Below are 20,662 nucleotides of genomic sequence, written 5' to 3'. Positions count from 1 at the left end.
TGTCCGGCTCAGGGGAGTTTCTGTGAGTGATGAAACGCAAGATTAATCCGTAACGGACAAAAAAGCACCGCGCAATCTGTCTTAGATAGCGGTCACTTTGACGGATTTTGTTAAGGAAGCTGACAAAATGACGGTTTTCGCGCACTGTTCGCTCAAAGACTACGATGACGTCAACACCAGCAACTAGCGCGTTATTCCTGCCCGTAAAGCTCCCTCAGGTACTGCCAGAAACGCTCTACTTCCGGCTTGGTGCTGTGGCGGTTGCGGTAGAGCAAAATCCGCAACTCAAGCGTGGGGAAGGGGGCACCCAGAATCACCAGTTTCTGTTCAGCAAGCTCCTGTTTGATCAGGCTTGATGGCAGCCAGGTTGCGCCAAATCCCTGTTTCGCCATCGCCTTCAACCCTTCCGCCATCTCGTTTTCACACACAAGATCAAAACGGTATCTTCCCGGTATGTTGGCGATAGCCGATTTCTTGATAAGGCTACCAAGGTAGGTTTCATCCGGAAAAGCGAGCAAACGGCAGGATTTTCCTTCCGCAAAGGTATGCAGGGGATAGCCGTATTCATCGGGGGCGGAGACCGGTACCAGGGTATCTGTTCCTACCTGGATGCAAAGACTGGTGCGTTTAACCTGCGGGTTGTCGAACTCCTGGGAGCCAAAGGTCAGCATAAAATCACCGGAACCCGCGAGAAAAGATTCGTTCAGGGTATGGATATTACCCGGCACAAGTTTTACCAGTGTGTCGCCAACCAAAGGGCTGAGCGTCTGGATCCAAGACGGGAAAAACGACACTGCGGTTGAATGCTGCGCCAGAAAAATCAGCGAGTGGCTGTTTTTGCGCGATTGCAAACGGGCGCGAATAGCATCCATTTCATTGCACAGGCGCTGGGCATCGTCGACAAAAAGCCGACCTTCCTCGGTGAGGGTTGTGGGCAGGGAATCCCGATTGACCAATGCCACACCTAACCAATTTTCCAAAGAACGGATGCGACGGCTGAATGCGGGTTGTGTCACAAATCGTGCTTCCGCTGCTTTTGAAAAACTGCCCGATTCGTGCAGTGCGATGAAGTCTTTTAACCACTTTAATTCCATATATACAGCCTCTTAGCGTCCTGCCAGTTGTGCTATGCCGAAAAGTAACCGCTACGTCTTCAATATAGGTATTGGCGTAAGTCCCTAACGTCTCACACTCTGAAATTGTTGCAAATATGTTGCTCATTACTTTCTATCAAAAGGGACTACGACTATGCATTTATCTCGCTTTCCTCGCCTGCGCTTTGCCCATCTGCCAACGCCACTGGAGCCACTGACACGTTTGTCAGAAGCGCTGGGTGGCCCAACTATCTGGATCAAGCGTGATGACTGCACCGGCCTTGCCGGCGGTGGTAACAAAACCCGCAAACTCGAATTTTTAATGGCAGATGCCAAAGCCAAAGGCGCTGACACCATCATCACCCAGGGCGCGACCCAGACGAACCACGGCCGCCAGACTGCGGCAATCGCAGCGAAATGCGGCATGGAATGCCACATCCTGTTGGAAGATCGCACCGGCTCAGAAGATGTGGACTATGTAAGCAACGGCAACGTGATGCTGGATCAACTGTTCGGCGCGTCACTGAGCAAATATCCGGGTGGCACAGACATGAATGCGGCGATGGAAGAAGTGGCGGCGACACTGCGCGAAGAAGGCAAAAACCCTTACATCATTCCGGGCGGTGGCTCGAACCCAATCGGTGCGCTGGGCTACGCCAACTGTGCGCTGGAACTGCTGGCACAAGCCAATGACATGGGACTGAAGATCGACCATCTGGTGCATGCCACTGGTTCAGCAGGTACTCAGGCGGGTTTGGTGACTGGCCTTATCGCCACCAACAGCCAAATTCCTCTGCTGGGTATCGGCGTACGTGTGCCGCAACCACAACAGGAAGGCAATGTGTTCGCGCTGGCAGAACGCACCTGCGAACTGCTGGGTATTCCGGGCGCGGTGAAGCGCGAAGATGTGCGTGCCAACTGCGATTATGTCGGCGAAGGCTACGGTATTCCTGCTGACAGCACCCTTGAAGCGATTGAAATGTTTGCCCGCTATGAAGGCATCCTGCTGGATCCTGTTTACTCCGGCAAAGGTGCAGCAGGCCTGATTGACCTTATCCGTAAAGGCGAATTCAACGACTGCGAAAACATCGTCTTCCTTCACACCGGCGGTGCGCAGGCGCTACCTGGCTATCGTGAAGCGTTTGAATTTACCCCGTACTGCTGATTGTTTTCATCACGGATTGAGAGAGTACAGACATGGAATATCTGAAACGCGCTGAGCGTGAGTCCGAGATGCAGACCGAAGACGAGCGCATCCAGCAGGTAGTGAAAGACATCCTCGCCCACATCCGCCGTGAAGGGACGGCGGCCGTGGAAGAGTACGCCAAGCAATTCGATAACTGGCAGGGTGAGTTCATCCTGTCAGAAGAAAAAAAAGCCGCGCTGATTGCATCTGTGCCGCAGCAGGTGAAAGACGATATCGACTTTGCCCACCGCCAGATCCGCCGTTTCGCTGAAGCACAACGCGCCAGCCTAACGGAATTTGAAATTGAAACCGAAGCCGGCGTGAAGCTGAGCCAACGTGTGATTCCGGTGGATTGCGCCGGGTGTTATGTGCCGGGTGGCCGCTACGCCCACGCCGCATCTGCCCTGATGAGCATTGCCACTGCGAAAGCCGCGGGCGTGCCAACCGTGATTGCCTGCTCACCGCCCCGCGGCGACAGCATCAACCCTGCCGTGGTGTACGCCATGGACGTAGCGGGCGCAGACATCATTCTTGAAATGGGTGGCGTTCATGCGATTGCAACCATGGCATTCGGTCTCTTTACCGGCAAAAAAGCCGACATCCTTGTCGGGCCGGGCAATGCCTACGTGGCAGAGGCCAAGCGGCTGTTGTTTGGGGAAGTGGGCATTGATGTATTCGCTGGCCCCACAGAATCAGCAGTGATTGCAGACGAAACCGCCGACCCAATGACCATCGCGGTGGATCTGGTGTCGCAGGCTGAGCATGGCCCCAATTCACCGGTCTGGCTGTTCACCACCAGTAAATCGCTGGGTGAAAAGGTGATTGAGCTGATGCCTATGGTGATCGCAGACATGCCGAATGCCGATGTGTGTGAAGCGGCATGGCGTGACTACGGTGTGGTGATTGCGTGTGACGATCGCGAAGAAGCGGCGCAGGTCAGTGATGAATGGGCGTGTGAGCACGTTCAGGTGCAAGCGCAGGATTTGGCTTGGTGGAAAGCGCATTTGCGCAATTACGGCTCCCTGTTTCTGGGTGAAGGCAGCACCGTCAGCCACGGTGACAAATGCTCCGGCACCAACCATATCCTGCCGACCAAAAAAGCGGCGCGGTACAGCGGCGGCCTGAATGTGCAGAAATTCCTCAAGATCCTGACCACGCAGGAGCTGGACGTGGATGCCAGCTTGACCTTCAGCACGGCGGGTTCACGCATCTCCCGTACCGAAGGAATGGAAGGGCATGCACGGGCGTGTGACTGGCGACTGACCAAGTATTTCCCTGAATCAGACTGGGATTTCAACGTCTACCAGCAAAAACGCTATGACTGATTGCGAACGACTTCTCCGGACTGTGAAGGACAACAGTATGCGCAGGTTTACCAAGCCTTTTACCCAGCAGTTACCGATCCCGGAATCTGCGATTGCCAGTGCGATTGACGTGATGCGAACCGGACGTTTGCACCGCTACAATACTTTGCAAGGCGAGCACAGTGTGGCTGACTTGCTGGATTTACAGTTTGCCACCTATCTGGGCATGAAATATTGCCTGAGCTGTGCCTCCGGCGGTTACGCCCTCTACATTGCGCTGCTGTGCGCAGGGGTAAAAAACGGTGATCCGGTGCTGTGTAATGCCTTCACGCTGGCACCGGTGCCGGGGGCTATCAATAATGCCGGTGGCGTACCTGTGTTGGTGGAAACCACGGAAGATCTGACCATTGATCTGGCAGATCTTGCCGCCAAAGCAGAGGAGAGCGGCGCGAAGTTTTTGCTGCTCTCCCACATGCGCGGTCATCTGGTGGATATGGATGCCCTGATGGCGCTGTGTAACCAGAAAGGCATTGTGGTGATTGAAGATTGCGCCCACACCATGGGCGCAAGCTGGAACGGGCGCAAAAGCGGCACCTTTGGATTGGTGTCCTGCTTCAGCACCCAGACTTACAAACACATCAACTCCGGTGAAGGCGGTTTTCTGGTAACGGATAACGATGAAGTGATGGCCAAAGCCATCATCTATTCGGGCTCCTACATGCTGTTTGACCGCCACCCGACACTGCCGCCGCTGGAAACCTTCAGCGAGATTGCAACAGCAACGCCTAACTACAGCGGACGGATGGACAACCTGCGTGCGGCTATTCTGGCACCGCAACTGGAAGGTCTGGACGAGCAATGCCAGCGCTGGAATCGTTTGTATCACGCCTTTGCGGATGCGCTTTCCACCTTGCCGGGCGTGCGTTTACCAAACCGTCCGCCAGAGGAAGAGTTTGTCGGCAGCTCAATCCAGTTCTCCTTTCCGGATCTGAGTCCTGCGCAATTGTCCGCACTGGTCAGTGGCTGTGAAGCCCGCGGTGTGGTGCTCAAATGGCTGGGCGACAGCAAGCCTTCCGGCTACAGCAGCAAATATAACCACTGGGCGTATCTCGATACGTCCCGGGAACTTCCCCAAACCGAACGCGTGCTCGGCACCTTGCTCGACATGCGTATTCCACTCACGTTCGACGAAGCAGACGGACAAATCATTGCGTCTGTTATCGCTGAAGTTCTCAACGAACGCTAAGCCATCAAACCAGCGTTAACACGCTAAACATTCACGGATGTAATCCAACATTGAGGTAAAGGATATGAAGTGCAAACAACTGGTGAAGTATCTGGCAATTTCCGCTCTGGCACTGCCTGTTCTGGCAAGTGCGAAGACCATGAAGCTCGGTATGGGTGACCCAATCGATTCTGATCAGGGGGCATTCGCGACCCGTTTTGCGGAGTTGGTGGAGTATTACTCAGACGGCGACATCAAAGTGAAACTGTTCCCCGGTGGTGCACTGGGCAGTGAAACGGAAATGGTACAAAACGCCCGTCTTGGCTCGCTGGATATGGCACTGGTGGGTATTGGTAACGTGACCCCATTTTCGAAAAAACTGGGCGCGCTGACCATGCCGTACCTGATCACCAACTCAACACAAGCAGTGTTGGCGACAACTGGTGAACTGGGCGCGTACTGGAATGGTCTTGCCAAAGAAGAAGCAGGCATGAACATTCTGGGCTGGACCTATTCCAACTTCCGTTACCTGACAAACTCCAAGCGTCCGGTGAAAAACCTGGAAGACGTAAAAGGGCTGAAAATTCGCGTACCGCAAAACAGCATCATGCTGAAATCGTGGGAAGTGTTCGGGGCGAACCCCATCGCGATGGCGTGGACAGAAACCTTCACCGCACTGCAGCAAAAAGTGGTGGACGGACAGGACAACCCGTACATCGTGAACAACACCATGAAATTCTACGAAGTGCAGCCTTACCTGACGGAAGTCCATCACCAATATTCTCTGCAACCTCTGCTGATTGGTAACCGCACCATGGGCAAACTGAGTGAAGAAGATCAAGCGATCCTGATTCGTTCAGGCCTTGAAGCGCAAGAGTATGCGCTGGTATTCCAGATGACAGAATCTGAAAACGCCAAGCAGAACATGATTGCGAACGGTGTGGAAGTGTTCGAGCTGGAAGATGAAGACCAATGGATCAAACTGGCGAAAGAGAAAGTTTGGCCAGCGTTTTATGACGACATTGGTGGCAAAGAAAGCTTCGACAACGTGCTGAATAAACTGCAGCAAAAGTAAAACTGAGCCAGATATCCTCTCCTGCATTGTGCGGGAGAGGATGGTTTCTTCACTACACCAAAGGGACGATTCCCTTTGTTAAGGAGCCCAAATGCGACGTTTTCTAAAAGAACTGGATAAGTTCGAAAGCTATGCCTGTCAGGCGTTGCTTTGTCTTTTCGTCACCTTACTGTTTATCCAGGTCATTCTGCGGGTCGTGTTCAATTACGGCATTCCGTGGAGTGAGGAGTTATCGCGCTTTGCTTTCGTCTGGTTCGTGTTTCTGGGGGCGTCATATGCGGCGCGGCTTTCTGCCCATAACCGGGTCACATTCCATCTGAAACTGCTGCCAACTAAAGTCCGCAACGGCGTGGAATTTATCGCCGACCTGTTTTGGATTGCCTTTAACACCCTGATGACCATCAAGAGCATTGAAGTGATTGAGAGCCTGATGGAGTTTCCGTTCCGCTCACCGGCGCTGGATTGGTCGATGGCATTTCTCTATCTCATTTTCCCCATCTCGTTCACCCTGACTTCCATCCGTATCTTGCAGGTGAACTACCTCAAGCTGGTGAAAGGGGTGGAATTCAAAGATGTCGATGACATTGAGATGGAGCAAAACAAAATTTAAGGGGCGACACGGAGTGTTGCGTTAACCATTAAAAGGAGCCTGTCATGGCGGCATCCCTTGTATTGTTCAGTTCTTTTTTCGGCTTGCTCTTGATAGGTGCGCCGATAGTGATCGCCCTCGGTGGCTCTGCCATGTTGGTGTATCTGCTATCAGGCGATGATTATGTCTCGCTGGTGCAGACCGCTTGGAACGCCGTGGATTCGTTCCCCATCATGGCGCTGCCCGCGTTTATTCTTTCCGGCGCGCTGATGCAGGCCTCCGGTATTTCCCGCCGCTTGGTGCATATTGCTGAGTTAATGGCAGGCTCAATGGCCGGTGGCCTTGGCTTTTCCGCCATTCTTGCCAGCATGTTCTTCGGCGCGATTTCAGGCTCGGGCCCGGCAACAACCGCCGCTGTCGGTATGCTGATGATCCCGGCACTGGCAGATAAGGGCTACAACAAAGGCTACGCGGCGGCACTGACAGCTTCGTCCGGCGGGTTAGGCGTGGTGATCCCGCCAAGTATTCCCATGGTGATTTACGGCGTCACGGCCAGTGAGTCTATTGGCAAGCTGTTTATCGCCGGTGTCATCCCCGGCATTATGCTGGCGGGCGGTTTGATGCTTGCCAACTATGTCATCAGTAAAAAACGCGGCTATGTCGGCGCAGACAAACGTGAACCAGGTGCGCTGGGCAAAGCGTGCAAAGAGGGCATCTGGTCGATTCTGGCTCCTTTGGTGATATTGGGCGGCATCTATTCTGGCCTATTTACACCAACAGAGGCGGCGGTAGTCTCTGTGTTTTATACCCTGTTCGTGGGTAAGTTTCTGCATAAAGAACTGACCCTCGACGGCCTGAAAGAATCGCTCAGCTCTACCACTTGGCTGACGGGGCGTGTACTGATCATCATGTTTGCAGCCACGGCATTCGGCCGGATTCTGGTAGAAAACGACACGCCAACCGCCATTGCCAATGCACTGCTTTCCATGACCGATAGCTTGGCGCTGATCTGGCTGGTGGTGATCCTGTTTCTTATCCTGATAGGGATGTTTATGGAAACGCTGGCGACCATCATGATTGTTACGCCAGTGCTGCTTCCGGTAATGGTTCAGTTTGGGGTCGACCCAATTCACTTTGGCGTGGTGCTGGTCTGTTGCTGTGAAATCGGTTTTTCAACGCCGCCGTTGGGCGAGAACATGTTTATCAGTTCCAGCATTGCCAAGGTGACGATAGAAGAGATTTCCGTGAAAGCATTACCGTTTGTGCTGGTGGAAATTGCAGTGGTATTTTTGATGAGCTACTTCCCGGAAACCGTGTTGTGGCTGCCAAGTATGATGGGATATTAGCGAATGAACCAAAAGGAACTAACCGTCGGGATCCTTGGCGGAATGGGGCCGGAAGCCACTGTTGATTTAATGCAGCGTATCATCACCGCCACCCCGGCGGATGATGATGCCGACCACATCCGTATGTTGGTGGATAACGATCCGAAAGTACCATCGCGCATCAAGGCGCTGATTGAGAAAACCGGTGAAAGCCCGGGCCCCTACATGGCGAAAATGGCGCTGGGGTTGGTGAAGGGCGGGGCGGATTTTCTGGTCATTCCCTGCAATACCGCACACAAGTTCTACCCAGATGTGGCAGAGGCGGTGTCTGTGCCGGTGGTGAATTTGCTGGAATTGGCCGCGACTACCATCAACCACCATTTTCCGGATATCAAAAAAGTCGGTTTGCTCGCATCGACAGCCGTGCAAATGACCGAGCTCTACGTGCCAGCCTTTGCCCGATACGAGACGACGCCCATTTTCCCGCAAGCCGATTTGCAGGAAAAAGTGATGACGCTGATTAAAGCGGTGAAAGCGAAAACCCAAACCCCGGAAATGATCGACGATCTGAATCAGGCGGCGGACGACCTTCGTCAACAAGGCGCTGGCTGTTTGCTTATCGCCTGCACCGAGCTTTCCGTGATTTCGACTGTGCTGAAAACTGAACTGCCAGTCTTTGATGCGGCGCAGATCCTCGCTGAACACGTTGTAGAGAAAGTGAAGGGGAAGAGTTATTAAACCTGGATTTGTTGGCCCCAACGACTGTAACAATGACTGACTCAGTTCGCGAATGAGTGGTTTGTTCATGCATGGGTCGTTACACTGCTTGAAGACAATCAAACAAGGAACGGCGACATGATCCAGAAAGGTCAAAAACTACCTACAGCAACGCTGAGCGAACTCACCAATGAAGGGATGGTAAACCACAACACCGATGAGTTGTTTGCCAACAAACGTGTTGTGCTTTTTGCTGTACCCGGCGCGTTTACACCCACCTGTTCTAATGCTCACTTACCGGGTTATGTCGTTTTGGCTGATGAGATTAAAGCGGCGGGTGTTGATCTTATTGCGTGTGTTTCTGTTAACGATGCGTTTGTGATGCAAGCGTGGGGCGAAGCGCAAAACGCAACAGAGATCCGGATGCTGGGTGATGGAGATGCCAGCTTTACCAAAGCCCTCGGCCTTGAGATGGACACCGCCACGTTTGGTGGCATTCGCTCAAAACGCTATGCAATGGTGATTGAGAATGGCGTAGTAACCCAGCTTAACGTTGAAGAACCAAAGCAATTTGAAGTCAGCAACGCTGAGACTATTTTGGCAACGCTAAAGTAATTTCTGAGATAAAAGTGGTTCAGAATGGCTTGTTCTGAACCAATTTTCGTCCACATCCTCAAAAGCACATTTCTTAGTTTTAAATCCCTGCCGAAAGATTGGTTTGACGCGTTTTTGCTCCAAGCCTGTATGCGCCTCCAGCTTTTAGTCCCTTCCCCTTTTCAAGGGGAAGGTTAGGATGGGGTTGGTTTTGTCCCAAAGTGAGCCAGCACCGTTCGTTCCCCTGATTTGAATACTCGATTTCACAATACCTGAGCTAATGAAAGGTAAAAATCAAGAGCTGTCCCTAGTTTATATTTGAAGTCGACCTAGTTGAGGACAAGCTAGCGCAAACAAAACCTAACACCGAGCTTTGAATATGTTCTCCGGTTGTTTGATTCTACTAGCGCGAATACTTATGACTATTAGCGTAGGCATTGTTGTTGCATTAGCTAACCAGCGTCATTACTTCATTTATACATAACTTAGGCATTTTTAGCTTATGTATATTTATATGCTTCAACTCTGCTAAATATCCTTCTGGTTCCTCATTTTCACTGAAGTTAAAGCACTTATCTAGATGTATCGCAGTAAACCGAGAAAGACCAATCGACATTAGATTTAGAACACTCTTTTGACATGAGCCGAACTCAAGATATATGTGATAAGGCTCTATTGTCTCTGCAGATTCTAACTCTTTTTCAAGAGCTATATATTTTAGAATTTCCAGATAGGCAGAAAAATACTTCACCATCTTAAATCGAATATCCGTCTCTAGAACTTTTAGACAAGACCTTACTTCCTTAGTAGGGTTAATGTTGTCGCTTCCCTTGGTATCCTCTAGAAAAGAAACTCTTTCATGGAGTATCTTCCCAATCGGTACACCCCGTACCCATTCATAAGCTAGAAAACTGAGCCAGGATTTGAACTTTTCATGTAGTTTCCACTCGAAGCTAACTTCAATAACCTCTAGTATTTTTTCGACTCTGGCCTTTGCACCTGATAGATATGGGTATATGGGGTAGAAGTCCTCGATATTGTCTTGATCCAACAAGTTCGCATATAACCTATCTAACTGATCTGGTCGCAATGACTGGTTTCTATTAATAATTTCTTCAGGTAGGGTAACTTCTAATGATTTAACAAGTTCAATAGTCTGGTCCAATTCACTGCTATTTACATCTGTGCGATATTGCTCCATGAATGAAAAATCTTTGGTATCGATATAGTCACTATATAGCTTACCTATTGCTACATCGGCTTCATCCTGCCTTTTGTCATTCCAAGAGTCCTCGAAGGTATCTGGATTAATTGCTTTCTGCAACTCTGTGCCACCATCGGCCAATATGTTGTTGATAGATGATGTGATAGTTTGTAGCCTATCTCCGGTATAACACTGACTATCCCATTCCTCAGGTCTAATGCACCACACATTTCCATGAAATTCATTGAGTAGTCGACCAGCTCTTCCTGCCAGATTGAGGAAATCAGCACGGGTCATACCATTATCGCCAGATTTTGGGTTTTCAATAATAATGTGTTTAGCAGGAAGGTTTACCCCTTGTAATAAAGTGCTCGTGCAGAACACGAGTTTAATATCACCATTTCGGAAAAGATCTTCTACACCCGTACGTAGCAGCGAGGGCATGTTTCCATAGTGAAAAGCAATCCCTTTTCTTAAGCAGTTTATCAGCGCGTAGTTAGGATGAATCTCTTGCTTAATGAAGCTTATAAACATTTCTATATCTTCATTCATATCAATGCTTTGAGCTAACTGAGAGGCTTGAATTGCACGTTCTTCTGCACTTGAAGGAGTATTTGAAAAAGCAATGACAGAGTCGTCATCTGATAACGATAGCGCCAAATTGGCTATTTGCTGGTTTTTACTACCTCTTAGTTGAAAAGGGAGGTTGAACTCACCAATTTCTGTAGTCCCTTTGCTGTTAAGCAATGAGGTGTGCATTTTGGTTGTTTTTCTTGCCACTTGATTTATTAATAATATATTTTGAGATACAGGTGATATCACTTCTGTAAAGAACTTGCCATTAGTCGTTCGTTTAAATAGAGATAAGAAGTACTCAGGATTTTTTATCAAAGGACTTGCAAAAAGGAGTTTAGCGTTACTAAACTTCTTTAAGGCAACATCAATTGCTGTTTGAAGGATTATTCCTCGTTTACCATTTTGTATCTCGTGTGCTTCGTCGATGATTAGAGTATCTATTTCAGGCTCTACATCTGTTGCGCTTAAAAAGTTCAATAGACGTTCTTGTGTGAAAATATATACAACATTGGTGGGAATCTTTTTTCTATCAACAGGAAATGGTGTTGTTCGTATAATAGCTTTATCTTGACCAATTCGTTTGATAGCTTCACGGACTCTCATAGACACTTCTGAGATTAGGGCGCGCGTAGGAACTACATAAACAATACTACTACATTCTTTCTCTTTGATCTGATTGGATAAAGAAAGGTTCAATACAAAAGATTTTCCAGCAGATGTAGGTGCGGAAATGCTCAGGTTTTGTTCATTTTCTAATGATTTGAACAGCTGAAGCTGGAAGTCAGTGAGTTGTATTTCATTTTCGGCCTCGTCAATAATTGTATTTTCTGATTCTCGAGCGATGATTTCCAGTCTTAAAGGGGCAGGTATGCCACTCTCAATTGCGTATCTGCGTCGTAATAGTTCCCTACCAGGAAAATTACCGATCCTAGATAAGATAACTTCAGCAGCCGCTTTAACGAGTTTGCTATTCCCGTTAGTTTGCTCAAGAAGCCTAGTAATGATTTCGTATGATTCATTGACGTCATCACTTGTTCCAAGAGATAGAACAGAAGCATGGCTTACAAGCGCTTTAATTTCCTTTTCTTCTAAATAAACTGTATTTTCTGAGGTGAAGCTAGAGGGCAACTGGTTTTGAATGCTGGCCTTTTCTAGTTTCCTTACTAGCATTTGAATGTCGAGTATTTCACTCATGCTGATCTAATCCTTAGTCTAACGCTTTATTAAAGGCATTTCTGAAATCATCTACTGAAGGAAACGGAAGGAAAAAAAACTCGAAAGAAAGGTGATTACAATTCATATTGGCTATTTTTTTCTGTAGAGTTCTAGTCAAGCGTAACCCTTCTTCTTGAAACTTTGATACAAAATTCTCTGTTAGAGCCTTGGGATTTCCGCCATCGATAGTACTAAAGTCTTTGTAGTTATATCCGATTAGGCAGGCGTGATTTAGTCGAGCTTTAGGCCCTGGCTCCCCGCAAATGATTAGAGACGTCAGAGCCTTCTTAGTCTCTTCATTCGAATACTTGAAATGTTTAGTCACCATCGTGAACTCATGTTCAAGCATCTCGACACTATGAAAGTCGTCAATGCTATACAATGCTGCCTGAATAGCTGAATTTGAATCGACGTAAAGCTTGGCTTCTCCAAAAAAGAAGTCTACGAGGTCATCTTCTTGGTTGTACTTCGCATGAATACCATCCGAGCCTTTGACTTCGTCTTTGTGGTTAGTTTTCAATTCCATTTTAGAGACCATTTGAGGAGCCCCTAAGATAGCTTCGATTAAGAAGAACAAAAGTAACTCACCAGCTTCACCTGTTCTATCTGGATTGTCTTCATCTATTTCAGGATGACGAAATAGTTTTCTAGCTTCCTTAGTCAGTCTGGCGGACTCTCTAGCGGTAAGTTGAGCTGGCCTATTTGCAGATGAAATGCAGTAATCGATTATGAATTCGTACAGTAGATTGGCAAGTGCTTTAACCATAGGCTGCCCGTTACCATCGAACTTTAGGTAGTGGAGCCTTATGTTGGTATTGTAACCTTCTATTTCATACTCGTGCTCCAAACAACCAATGCAAGCATCATATGCATTTTTATCTACTGATAAATATCGATTAATATTGATGGTCATTTGCTATCCTCAAGTGACGCTAGGGAAGCTCTATAATTCATTTCTTCATACCAATTTAGAAAATCCTTTGAGACATCGTCGGTTAAGCTAGAACGGTATTGAAGTTTTTCAGGTCTAGATATCCAGTTTGAAGGGAATGTATCTGTAGCAAAACCTCGGGATTCGATGAAACTGACGCATTTAGTTTTAAAATCCGCATCACGAAAACTATAGGAATGGCTTTCAAGTAAAGACCTTGCACCGTCCATAAAACACTGAAATTGACTCTTTGATTGTGAACTTATAGCGGTTATATAACTCCAGTCTGCGAGAGAACCATCTTGATGAACTACGTGGAAACATCTAGTACGGAATTGTCCTGAGCTTTTTATGGTGAACTCTTTTATTTGAGATACGTCTTTAGTTTTCCAATGAAACTCTGGATGCCGTTTGTATAGAGCAAGTATGTTTGAAAACTCTTCATCATGTGTTGTGAACGTCTTGTCAAAAGGCGAAGAGTTTAGGATAGATTTGAAATACTTCTTTGCTTCTGATTGAGTTTTGAAACTGGTTCCATTAGCAAGTTCCACTGGTTTAGCCATATTCACTCCATAAATGCGATCAATAGCAACTAGCATTATTGCATTGAGATATGGTGAGCTACAAAACAAATCTCTATCTATCAGGCTATTAGCGGAGGGAGTTATCAAAAAGACCTTGCAGGTAGGCGAAGCGGGATAACATCTTACTTTAGTCAGTTAACGAAGATGTCGGTTTTCAAGTTGTGCTTTGAAATCAGAGGAGTTAAGCACATTATTGAAAGGGGCAGATCTTGCCCTTTGCTTGTAGAAGTTTCCTATACTTGAAGTAATTTATTGATTGCTAATGTAGCAAAGTCACTTAAAGGTTTTGTTCCTTTCCAATTCACGCCACCAAAACACAAAGAGCCAAAACCCCATCTAACTTCCCCCTTAAAAAGGGGGAAGAACCAAGAGCATTATTTCCACTCACTCTCCCTGCAAATCCTTCACAAAGTCGATAAAGCGCTGTCGCACGGGTGTGGTGTCGGATTTGTTCCATGCCATTGCGGTGATGATTTCTGCATCACAGTGGGCGATGGGTTTAATAGCAATTCCTCGCCGGTGGTAATTGGCGATACAGGAGGCGTAGATAGTGACGCCCATATTGGCTGAAATCAGCCCCAGAATCCCTTCACCGTTATAGGCTTCCTGCTTGACGTTGGGCAGGAAACCAGCGCCAAGGCAGAGTGCTTTCATTTGTGGGTTGTAGCTGTTCCATGAAGCGTCCGGCCCGATGATAAACGGCTCATTGGCCAGCCATTCCAATTCTATTTCATCCTCCTGTGCCAATGGGTGGCCTTCTGGCATCACCACCACAAATTCATCTCGCTGAACGTTCAGGTGCTCAATCTGGGGATCGTTGACGGGCAGGGTCAGAAAACCAAAATCCAGCGTGCCATTCCTCAGTTTCTCAGTTTGTTGGAAGGTGAAGTCATGAACCAAGTCGATGTGAATATCGGGATAGATCGCCTGAAAGGCTTTGACCAGAGCGGGAAGCTCGCCGCTGATCGCGATGTCGGTATAGCCAATCACTAAACTGCCAACTTTACCGGCCACGGTTTGATGCACCCGGTTTTCCAGCGCATCAACCTGTTCGCAGATTGCCCCACATCCTTGCAGAAATACCTCACCGGCAGCGGTTAACACCACACTGCGGCTGGTGCGGGTAAAAAGTGGGGCGTTCAACCTGTCTTCCAGTTGTTGTATTGCGCGGCTTAACGCTGGTTGCGCCATGTTCAGGCGCTGTGCAGCTTTACGGAAACTCAGTTCTTCAGCCACGACCAGAAAGTAACGGATTTGTCTCAGTTCGATTTTCATATCGATACCTAATGGGTATTGATGGATGCCTAATTGATATTAGGCAGGTAATCAAAGCATGGCTATGCTTGAGGAGTAAAAGGAGAGGCTGGGCGTAATTTGTATCCGGATTATTCCCCTCAGTTACAGGATGTAACACGCAGCAACCCGCTGACTCCTGAATGCTGGCTAAACTTCCCGACATATGTACAGAGGAAGCAGTTGCCCTCCAGTTTTGCGCTACGCGCGGCTCGATGTTTTTCGTTAAGCCTGAGAGTTAATTGAGTTCGCCTTTTCAATGTGTTGAAACGGCAGACCAGAGTGACGACGCCGGACAAGGGTTCTGGCAGGCGAGCATGCTTTCCCGATAAAGCATGCGATGAAAAGTTAAGTAAAACTGGAGAATGCAATGAAGTATATGAAGTTTATCCCGTCAGCTATGTTACTGACGTCATTGGCGCTGTTTCCCCAAGTCTCTTTCGCTAAAGATGTGACGATCAACCTGGGGTACGCGACGGCTGAATCGAGCAGTTATGGCGTGCTTGCCACCAAGTTCGAAGAGCTGGCGGAAAAGCATTCCAACGGCACTATTGATGTGAAAATCCGCTGTTGCGGCCAGTTGATCACCGAAGATGAAGCATTCAAGGCGATGCAGTTGGGCACGGTGGATATGTACATCATCACTGCTAATAACGTCTCTCCTCATTTTCCCCTGATGGATGCGTTTGTCCTTCCCTATATTTTTGAAAGCAAAGACCACGCCTACCGTGTATTGGAAGGGGATGTCGGCCAGCAAATGGCGGATCGCCTGAAAGAAGACACCGGTGTATATCTGCTCACGTATGGTGTGGTGGGTGACCGCGACTTCTTCAACTCCCGCAACCTCATCACCAACATTGATGATATGAAAGGCATGAAAGTGCGTGTGCCGAAAAACCAGGTAATGCTGGATACCTTCGATGCCTTTGGTGCTGCGGCAATCCCACTTCCTTGGGCAGATACCCCAACGGCTCTACAAACCCGCGCCGTCGATGGCGGTGATGCCGGTACGCCATTTGTGAAGTCGCAAAAGTTCTATGAATTTATGCCTTACTTCTCGGTGCTGGAACACTTCACCTATTTCTCGCCGCTTTTCGCTAGCCCACGCATTATGAACAAGCTGGATGACCAACAGCGTGAAGCCGTGATGAGGGCGGCTGCCGAAGCCGGTGCTTACCAGAAAGAAGTAGTGTCTGCGCAGGTGGCAGATATCCGTAAGTTCCTCACCACGGAAGGGGGCATGCAAACTGCCGAAGTGGATAAGAGCGGCTTTATCGAAGCGGGTAAAAAAGTGCAGGACGAGTTTGCTGCCGGAAAGGGCGAAGACTTCCAGAACCTGCTGGAATCTGTCCGGGCTGCCGATAACTGATTCATCTCCTCAATAACTCCTTCCTGCTGACACCAAAGGATGGTGTCAGCGTCTTACCTCTTCCCGAAAAAGGAGAGCAGTATGCTGGCGAAAGTAGATCAGTATCTTGAAGAGGTGCTGTGCGTCTTTTTCCTGAGTCTGGTGGTTTGCTCGGTGCTCACACAGGTAGTGCTGCGGTTTATGTTTGATTCCGCTGCGCCCTGGGCTGAAGAAACCGCGGTTTACGGCATGATCTTTTCGGTCTATCTCGGCGGCTGCATGGCGGTGCGGGAAAGAGCGCACTTGAGGATCACCATGTTGGTGATGCGTCTGCCACGCAGCCTTCAGATTTGTTCAATCGTCCTTGCCGACGGTTTGTGGCTGGCCTTTGTGGCTTTCATGGTTGTTCAAACCACCATCTACACCCAATTACTTTTTGAAGTGACCTACCAGACACCGGGGCTCGGTATTGAGCAGCGCTGGGTGCAGATGTTTATTCCCATCATGTTTTCGCTGATGTTTTTCCGCATCGTTCAGGTCTACTGGCGCTGGCATAAAGATGGATTCAAGGGGCTGCCGCTATGAATGGACCATTAGTGATGGCCGTTATCTTCGTGATGACCATGTTGATTGGCGTGCCGATCCCGTTTGCCGCAGGCATTGCTACTGTTGCCGGACTGTTAATTGCGGACATTCCCTTAACCCTGATGGCGCAGGCCGCGTGGACGGCATTCGAACCTTTCCCACTTGTGACGATTCCCCTGTTTATCCTTGCGGGGCAATTGATGGAGCAGGGGGGCATGTCAGAAAAGCTGGTGAATATTGCGCAGAAACTGGTGGGCTCGTACAAAGGCGGCATGGGGCTGGTGACTGTCGTAGCCTGTATGTTTTTCGCGGCCTTGTCTGGCTCCGGCCCGGCGACCACGGCGGCAATCGGTTCTATCACCATTCCGGCTATGCAGCAGGAAGGTTATCGCTCCCGCTTTGCAGGCGCCATTGCTGCGGCGGCCGGTGCTTTGGGAAGCATGATCCCGCCCTCCAACTTGCTGATTATTTTTGCGTTGGTCACTGATGTTTCCATTCCGCGCCTGTTTCTGGCCGGTATTGTTCCCGGGTTACTGCTGGGATTGATGTTGATGTTGGTGGTCTTTGTTATCTCAATGAAGAACGGCTACGGCGGTACCGGTGAGCGTTTCCAGTGGCGTCCTTTGCTTGAAGCGTTATGGGATGGGAAATGGGCAGTGTTTGCGCCGATCCTGATCCTGGGTGGTATCTATGCCGGCATTTTCACGCCGTCCGAAGCGGCGGGTGTCGCGGTGGCATACGGCTTGTTTGTCGGCTTGGTGATATACCGCGGCTTGACGTGGGCGAAACTGTTCCAGGCGTTCAAGTTCACCGCCATCGTTATCGGCACCGTATTGATCATCCTCGGGTCGACCAAGGCATTCGGTCAGCTTGTGACCCTGTTTGATATTCCAGATGCCGTGCTCAACTTGTTCCAGGGGCTGATTGATTCCCCTTGGCTGGTGATTGGTGTGTTTTACATCATCGTCGGCATGTGGCTGGAAAGTATTCCGCAGATCATCATCTTCACCGCGGTCTTCTTCCCGCTGGTCACCAGTCTGGGTATCGACCCTGTGGTCTTTGGTGTGTTCACCGTCATGACCTGTGAAATCGGCTTCCTGACACCGCCCATCGGGGTAAACCTGTTTGTTGCTTCCCGTATCAGTAACGACACCATCGAGCAGATATCTATCGGCGTTCTGCCGTTGCTTATTCCTTATGTGCTCATGATCCTGCTGCTCGTCTTTTTCTCCGGTTGGGTGACCTTCCTGCCTGATCTGGTTCTTGGCCCAATGCGTTAGAGGAAATGCTCATGTTTGATTTGGTATTGAAAGGTGGAACCCTCTACGACGGTTTGGGCGGCGAGGGATACATCGCGGATATTGGCATTGAAAACCAGCAAATCACGGCGATTGGCGATTTGTCGGCGGCGGAATCGCACTCACACGTTGATGTGACCGGTTTGGCTGTGTCCCCGGGCTTTATTGATATGCACACCCATTCGGATTTTACCTTGTTGGCAAACAAACGCGCGGAAAGCCAGGTGCATCAGGGTGTGACGACAGAAGTTGTCGGCCAGTGCGGTTTCAGCAGTGCGCCTGCAGCCTGTGACCACGACGCGCAGGAGATGTCATTCGGTTTTAAAAAAGGGTGTGTGGAGTTTGGTTGGCGTTCGTTTGGCGAGTACCTCGACCGATTGGAAGCGCGTTCACTGGGGGTGAATGTGGCGGCGTTTGTCGGCCATGGATCACTCTACCGCGCTGTGATGGGCAATGAGAAAAACGCGCCATCCCACCAGAAAGTGCAGGAAATGGCCGCGCTCCTCGACAAATCCATTCAGGAAGGGGCGATGGGATTTTCATCCGGCCTTGAATACTGGCCAGGGAAACTGACCTCGCCGGAACATGTGGTGCCGCTGTGTGAAGTGGCCGCCAAACACGGGGTTTTATACGCGACTCACGTTCGCAACCGCGATGTGTTTTACGATCTGGGCTTTTCCGAAGCGCTGGCAACGGCAAGGGTGTCCGGCGTACGTTTGCAGATTTCCCACCTTCAACCCAAGTTTGGTGCACCCGAAAATGCCGTGCCCCATACCCTTGAGTTGATTGCATCGGCGAGGAAACTCGGCGTTGATGTGGGGTTTGATGTCATTCCGCACACCTGGGCGCATACCAGTATGATGCAGATTTTACCTGCCTGGGCGCTGGAAGGCGGAGAGGATGCGATCCGTTTGCGACTGCAGGATCCGGTGCAGCGCGAAAAGATCAAACAAAATCCTACGCCGATGTGGCGGCTGGTGTCGGCTAACCGTTGGCAGGACATTGTGCTGCTGTATTCCAAAGCCAATGCGGCATCGGTGGGCATGAGTTTCGACGAGATCAGTAAGCAGCGGAATGTATCGCCCTATGACTGTGTGTTTGACCTGTTGCTTGAAGAGGAAGAAATGGCAGCGGTGCTTTGGACATCGAAAAACTTTTCCGATGACGATATCCGCCTTTGCCTTAGCCAACCGGAGTGTGGCGTCATCTCAGACACGTTGGCGTTGGCGCCTTATGGCGTATTGAAAGAGCACATTGGCTCATTGAGTGGCTACGGCTGGGCTGCCCGTTTCTTGCAAAACTATGTGCGGGAAAATGCCGTCCTTTCCCTTGCTGAAGGCATCCGCCGGTTAACCGCGTTGCCCGCGGAAAGGTTGGGACTAAAACAACGTGGGCAACTCAGGCAGGGCTTTTATGCCGATATCACGGTCTTTGACCCGGCGCTGGTGAAAAGTGAATGCAGTATTTCGCAGCCGCGCGTGTATGCATCTGGCATTGTGCATGTGCTGGTCAATGGCGTGTTTTCTATGTTTGAAGGAAAAAGAACGGAAAGCGATGCGGGCAGGGTACTCAGGTTTAACCGCGATTAACGGGGAAAGGGAGAGCTTGCGTTTACTGCCTTCTTCCGCTGAACAGCGAAGACAGGTAAGCCATAATGACACTGCCGTAAACACCCAGAATCACCAACAGGGCGATCACCACCAGCAGGGTAATAACGGCGATAAACACTGAACCGATAAATATGCCAATCAGTGGCAAAACAACAAAAAAGAAGAAGGCGATAGCCAGTGCGGCGATGATCAGTGCGCCAGCCTGAATCGCCATGATGACGATTGGGTTGGTGATCTCTTTACCGTTGATGATGACTTTTCTGTTCATGGTTTGAATCCCGACACTGCAATTTGCTCCCGCTTTTTCAGAATACAATTCATCTTCTGCAAGATCTGCATATATGATTTAAAAATGCTCAATAACGCGAGTTGCGTTTAAATTGGAGACAGCATATGAAATACAACGGAAGTTGCCACTGTGGCGCAGTCACCTTTGAATTTGAAGAGCAGGAAATTAAATCTGGCCTGCGTTGTAACTGCTCAATATGTAAGCGTAAAGGCGCCTTGATGAGCGCGTTTACTTTGTCGCCGGAGCAAATCACCATCACGGCGGATGAAGGTGCGCTGGCCACCTACACCTTTGGCAGTGATGTGGGTAAACACCATTTTTGTCGCCAGTGCGGAATTTACCCATTCCACCAGACGGTGCGCAAACCGGGTCACTATCGTGTGAATCTGGGATGTATCGACAGTTTGGACACCACCAAGTTACCCGCAGATGTGTTTGACGGGGCTTCTCTCTGAGGTTGTCAGAGACAATACAGTGAGAGAAAAGGCCCTTCCGGGTAATGCCGATCAGTTAAGAGATAAATGATCGGTTGAACGATCCAACAGATGGCTTATAAAGGCTCTAAGTCCCCATACTTAGAGCCTTTTATTTTGCAATTGACCACAGCCCTTACCCTCGCG

At 49.4% G+C, this 20,662-nt stretch carries 19 protein-coding genes; 13 read left to right on the top strand and 6 right to left on the bottom strand.

From position 1 onward, the window contains the following. Positions 1 to 191 precede the first annotated feature (191 nt). Complete coding sequence (locus tag KU854_RS10335) at positions 192 to 1,094, bottom strand: LysR family transcriptional regulator (protein ID WP_218358484.1); 903 nt, start codon at positions 1,092 to 1,094, stop codon at positions 192 to 194. A gap of 154 nt (positions 1,095 to 1,248) precedes the next feature. Between KU854_RS10335 and cuyA the strand changes: the two genes are divergently transcribed. The 8 genes from cuyA to KU854_RS10295 all read left to right on the top strand — a co-directional run bounded on the left by cuyA (position 1,249) and on the right by KU854_RS10295 (position 9,130). After that, complete coding sequence (gene cuyA / locus KU854_RS10330; RefSeq protein ID WP_218358483.1) at positions 1,249 to 2,259, top strand: D-cysteate sulfo-lyase; 1,011 nt, start codon at positions 1,249 to 1,251, stop codon at positions 2,257 to 2,259. A gap of 32 nt (positions 2,260 to 2,291) precedes the next feature. Further along, positions 2,292 to 3,605: a histidinol dehydrogenase gene (gene hisD / locus KU854_RS10325; RefSeq protein ID WP_218358482.1), complete on the top strand. Its 1,314-nt coding sequence runs from the start codon at positions 2,292 to 2,294 to the stop codon at positions 3,603 to 3,605. A gap of 37 nt (positions 3,606 to 3,642) precedes the next feature. Beyond that, positions 3,643 to 4,830, top strand: coding sequence for a DegT/DnrJ/EryC1/StrS family aminotransferase (locus tag KU854_RS10320; protein WP_218358481.1), 1,188 nt, complete (start codon positions 3,643 to 3,645; stop codon positions 4,828 to 4,830). Positions 4,831 to 4,894: 64 nt separating this feature from the next. After that, positions 4,895 to 5,884: a TRAP transporter substrate-binding protein gene (locus KU854_RS10315; protein ID WP_218358480.1), complete on the top strand. Its 990-nt coding sequence runs from the start codon at positions 4,895 to 4,897 to the stop codon at positions 5,882 to 5,884. 91 nt (positions 5,885 to 5,975) lie between these two features. Beyond that, a complete protein-coding gene (locus KU854_RS10310) occupies positions 5,976 to 6,494 on the top strand; it encodes a TRAP transporter small permease (RefSeq protein ID WP_218358479.1) in 519 nt (172 codons plus the stop codon). Between the two features lie 44 nt (positions 6,495 to 6,538). Further along, a complete protein-coding gene (locus tag KU854_RS10305) occupies positions 6,539 to 7,819 on the top strand; it encodes a TRAP transporter large permease (RefSeq protein ID WP_218358478.1) in 1,281 nt (426 codons plus the stop codon). A gap of 3 nt (positions 7,820 to 7,822) precedes the next feature. Further along, complete coding sequence (cuyB, locus tag KU854_RS10300; RefSeq protein ID WP_218358477.1) at positions 7,823 to 8,536, top strand: cysteate racemase; 714 nt, start codon at positions 7,823 to 7,825, stop codon at positions 8,534 to 8,536. A gap of 117 nt (positions 8,537 to 8,653) precedes the next feature. Beyond that, entirely contained in the window at positions 8,654 to 9,130 is a 477-nt protein-coding gene (locus KU854_RS10295) for a peroxiredoxin (RefSeq protein ID WP_218358476.1), read from the top strand. A 427-nt stretch (positions 9,131 to 9,557) separates the two neighbouring features. Here the strand turns inward: KU854_RS10295 and KU854_RS10290 are convergent, their stop codons facing one another. From KU854_RS10290 to KU854_RS10275, 4 genes are all read right to left on the bottom strand, one after another. Continuing rightward, positions 9,558 to 12,083 (bottom strand): DEAD/DEAH box helicase, encoded by a 2,526-nt coding sequence (locus KU854_RS10290; RefSeq protein WP_218358475.1) that lies wholly within the window; start codon positions 12,081 to 12,083, stop codon positions 9,558 to 9,560. Between the two features lie 13 nt (positions 12,084 to 12,096). Continuing rightward, positions 12,097 to 13,017, bottom strand: a complete 921-nt coding sequence (locus tag KU854_RS10285) for a HamA C-terminal domain-containing protein (protein ID WP_218358474.1) — start codon at positions 13,015 to 13,017, stop codon at positions 12,097 to 12,099. Further along, on the bottom strand, positions 13,014 to 13,598 hold the full coding sequence (locus tag KU854_RS10280) for a DUF3223 domain-containing protein (protein ID WP_255555517.1): 585 nt from the start codon (positions 13,596 to 13,598) through the stop codon (positions 13,014 to 13,016). The genes KU854_RS10285 and KU854_RS10280 overlap by 4 nt, the downstream gene beginning before the upstream one ends. Before the next feature lie 405 nt (positions 13,599 to 14,003). Further along, a complete protein-coding gene (locus tag KU854_RS10275; RefSeq protein WP_218358472.1) occupies positions 14,004 to 14,894 on the bottom strand; it encodes a LysR family transcriptional regulator in 891 nt (296 codons plus the stop codon). A 388-nt stretch (positions 14,895 to 15,282) separates the two neighbouring features. Between KU854_RS10275 and KU854_RS10270 the strand changes: the two genes are divergently transcribed. The 4 genes from KU854_RS10270 (at position 15,283) to KU854_RS10255 (ending at position 19,732) form a co-directional block, all read left to right on the top strand. After that, complete coding sequence (locus KU854_RS10270; RefSeq protein ID WP_218358471.1) at positions 15,283 to 16,281, top strand: TRAP transporter substrate-binding protein; 999 nt, start codon at positions 15,283 to 15,285, stop codon at positions 16,279 to 16,281. An 81-nt stretch (positions 16,282 to 16,362) separates the two neighbouring features. Beyond that, positions 16,363 to 16,845 (top strand): TRAP transporter small permease, encoded by a 483-nt coding sequence (locus tag KU854_RS10265; RefSeq protein WP_218358470.1) that lies wholly within the window; start codon positions 16,363 to 16,365, stop codon positions 16,843 to 16,845. Continuing rightward, a complete protein-coding gene (locus KU854_RS10260) occupies positions 16,842 to 18,125 on the top strand; it encodes a TRAP transporter large permease (RefSeq protein ID WP_218358469.1) in 1,284 nt (427 codons plus the stop codon). Before KU854_RS10265 ends, KU854_RS10260 begins: the two co-directional genes overlap by 4 nt. Positions 18,126 to 18,136: 11 nt before the next feature. Continuing rightward, on the top strand, positions 18,137 to 19,732 hold the full coding sequence (locus KU854_RS10255; protein ID WP_218358468.1) for an N-acyl-D-amino-acid deacylase family protein: 1,596 nt from the start codon (positions 18,137 to 18,139) through the stop codon (positions 19,730 to 19,732). Between the two features lie 22 nt (positions 19,733 to 19,754). Here the strand turns inward: KU854_RS10255 and KU854_RS10250 are convergent, their stop codons facing one another. Continuing rightward, positions 19,755 to 20,021, bottom strand: coding sequence for a hypothetical protein (locus KU854_RS10250; RefSeq protein ID WP_218358467.1), 267 nt, complete (start codon positions 20,019 to 20,021; stop codon positions 19,755 to 19,757). Positions 20,022 to 20,146: 125 nt separating this feature from the next. Between KU854_RS10250 and KU854_RS10245 the strand changes: the two genes are divergently transcribed. Continuing rightward, complete coding sequence (locus tag KU854_RS10245) at positions 20,147 to 20,497, top strand: GFA family protein (RefSeq protein WP_218358466.1); 351 nt, start codon at positions 20,147 to 20,149, stop codon at positions 20,495 to 20,497. The last annotated feature ends 165 nt before the right edge of the window (positions 20,498 to 20,662 follow it).

Source organism: Enterovibrio paralichthyis (assembly GCF_019209835.1).
Classification (GTDB): Bacteria; Pseudomonadota; Gammaproteobacteria; order Enterobacterales; family Vibrionaceae; genus Enterovibrio; species Enterovibrio paralichthyis.
The sequence above is the reverse complement of the archived record's forward strand: the minus strand, read 5'-3'. Positions and strand labels throughout refer to the sequence as shown.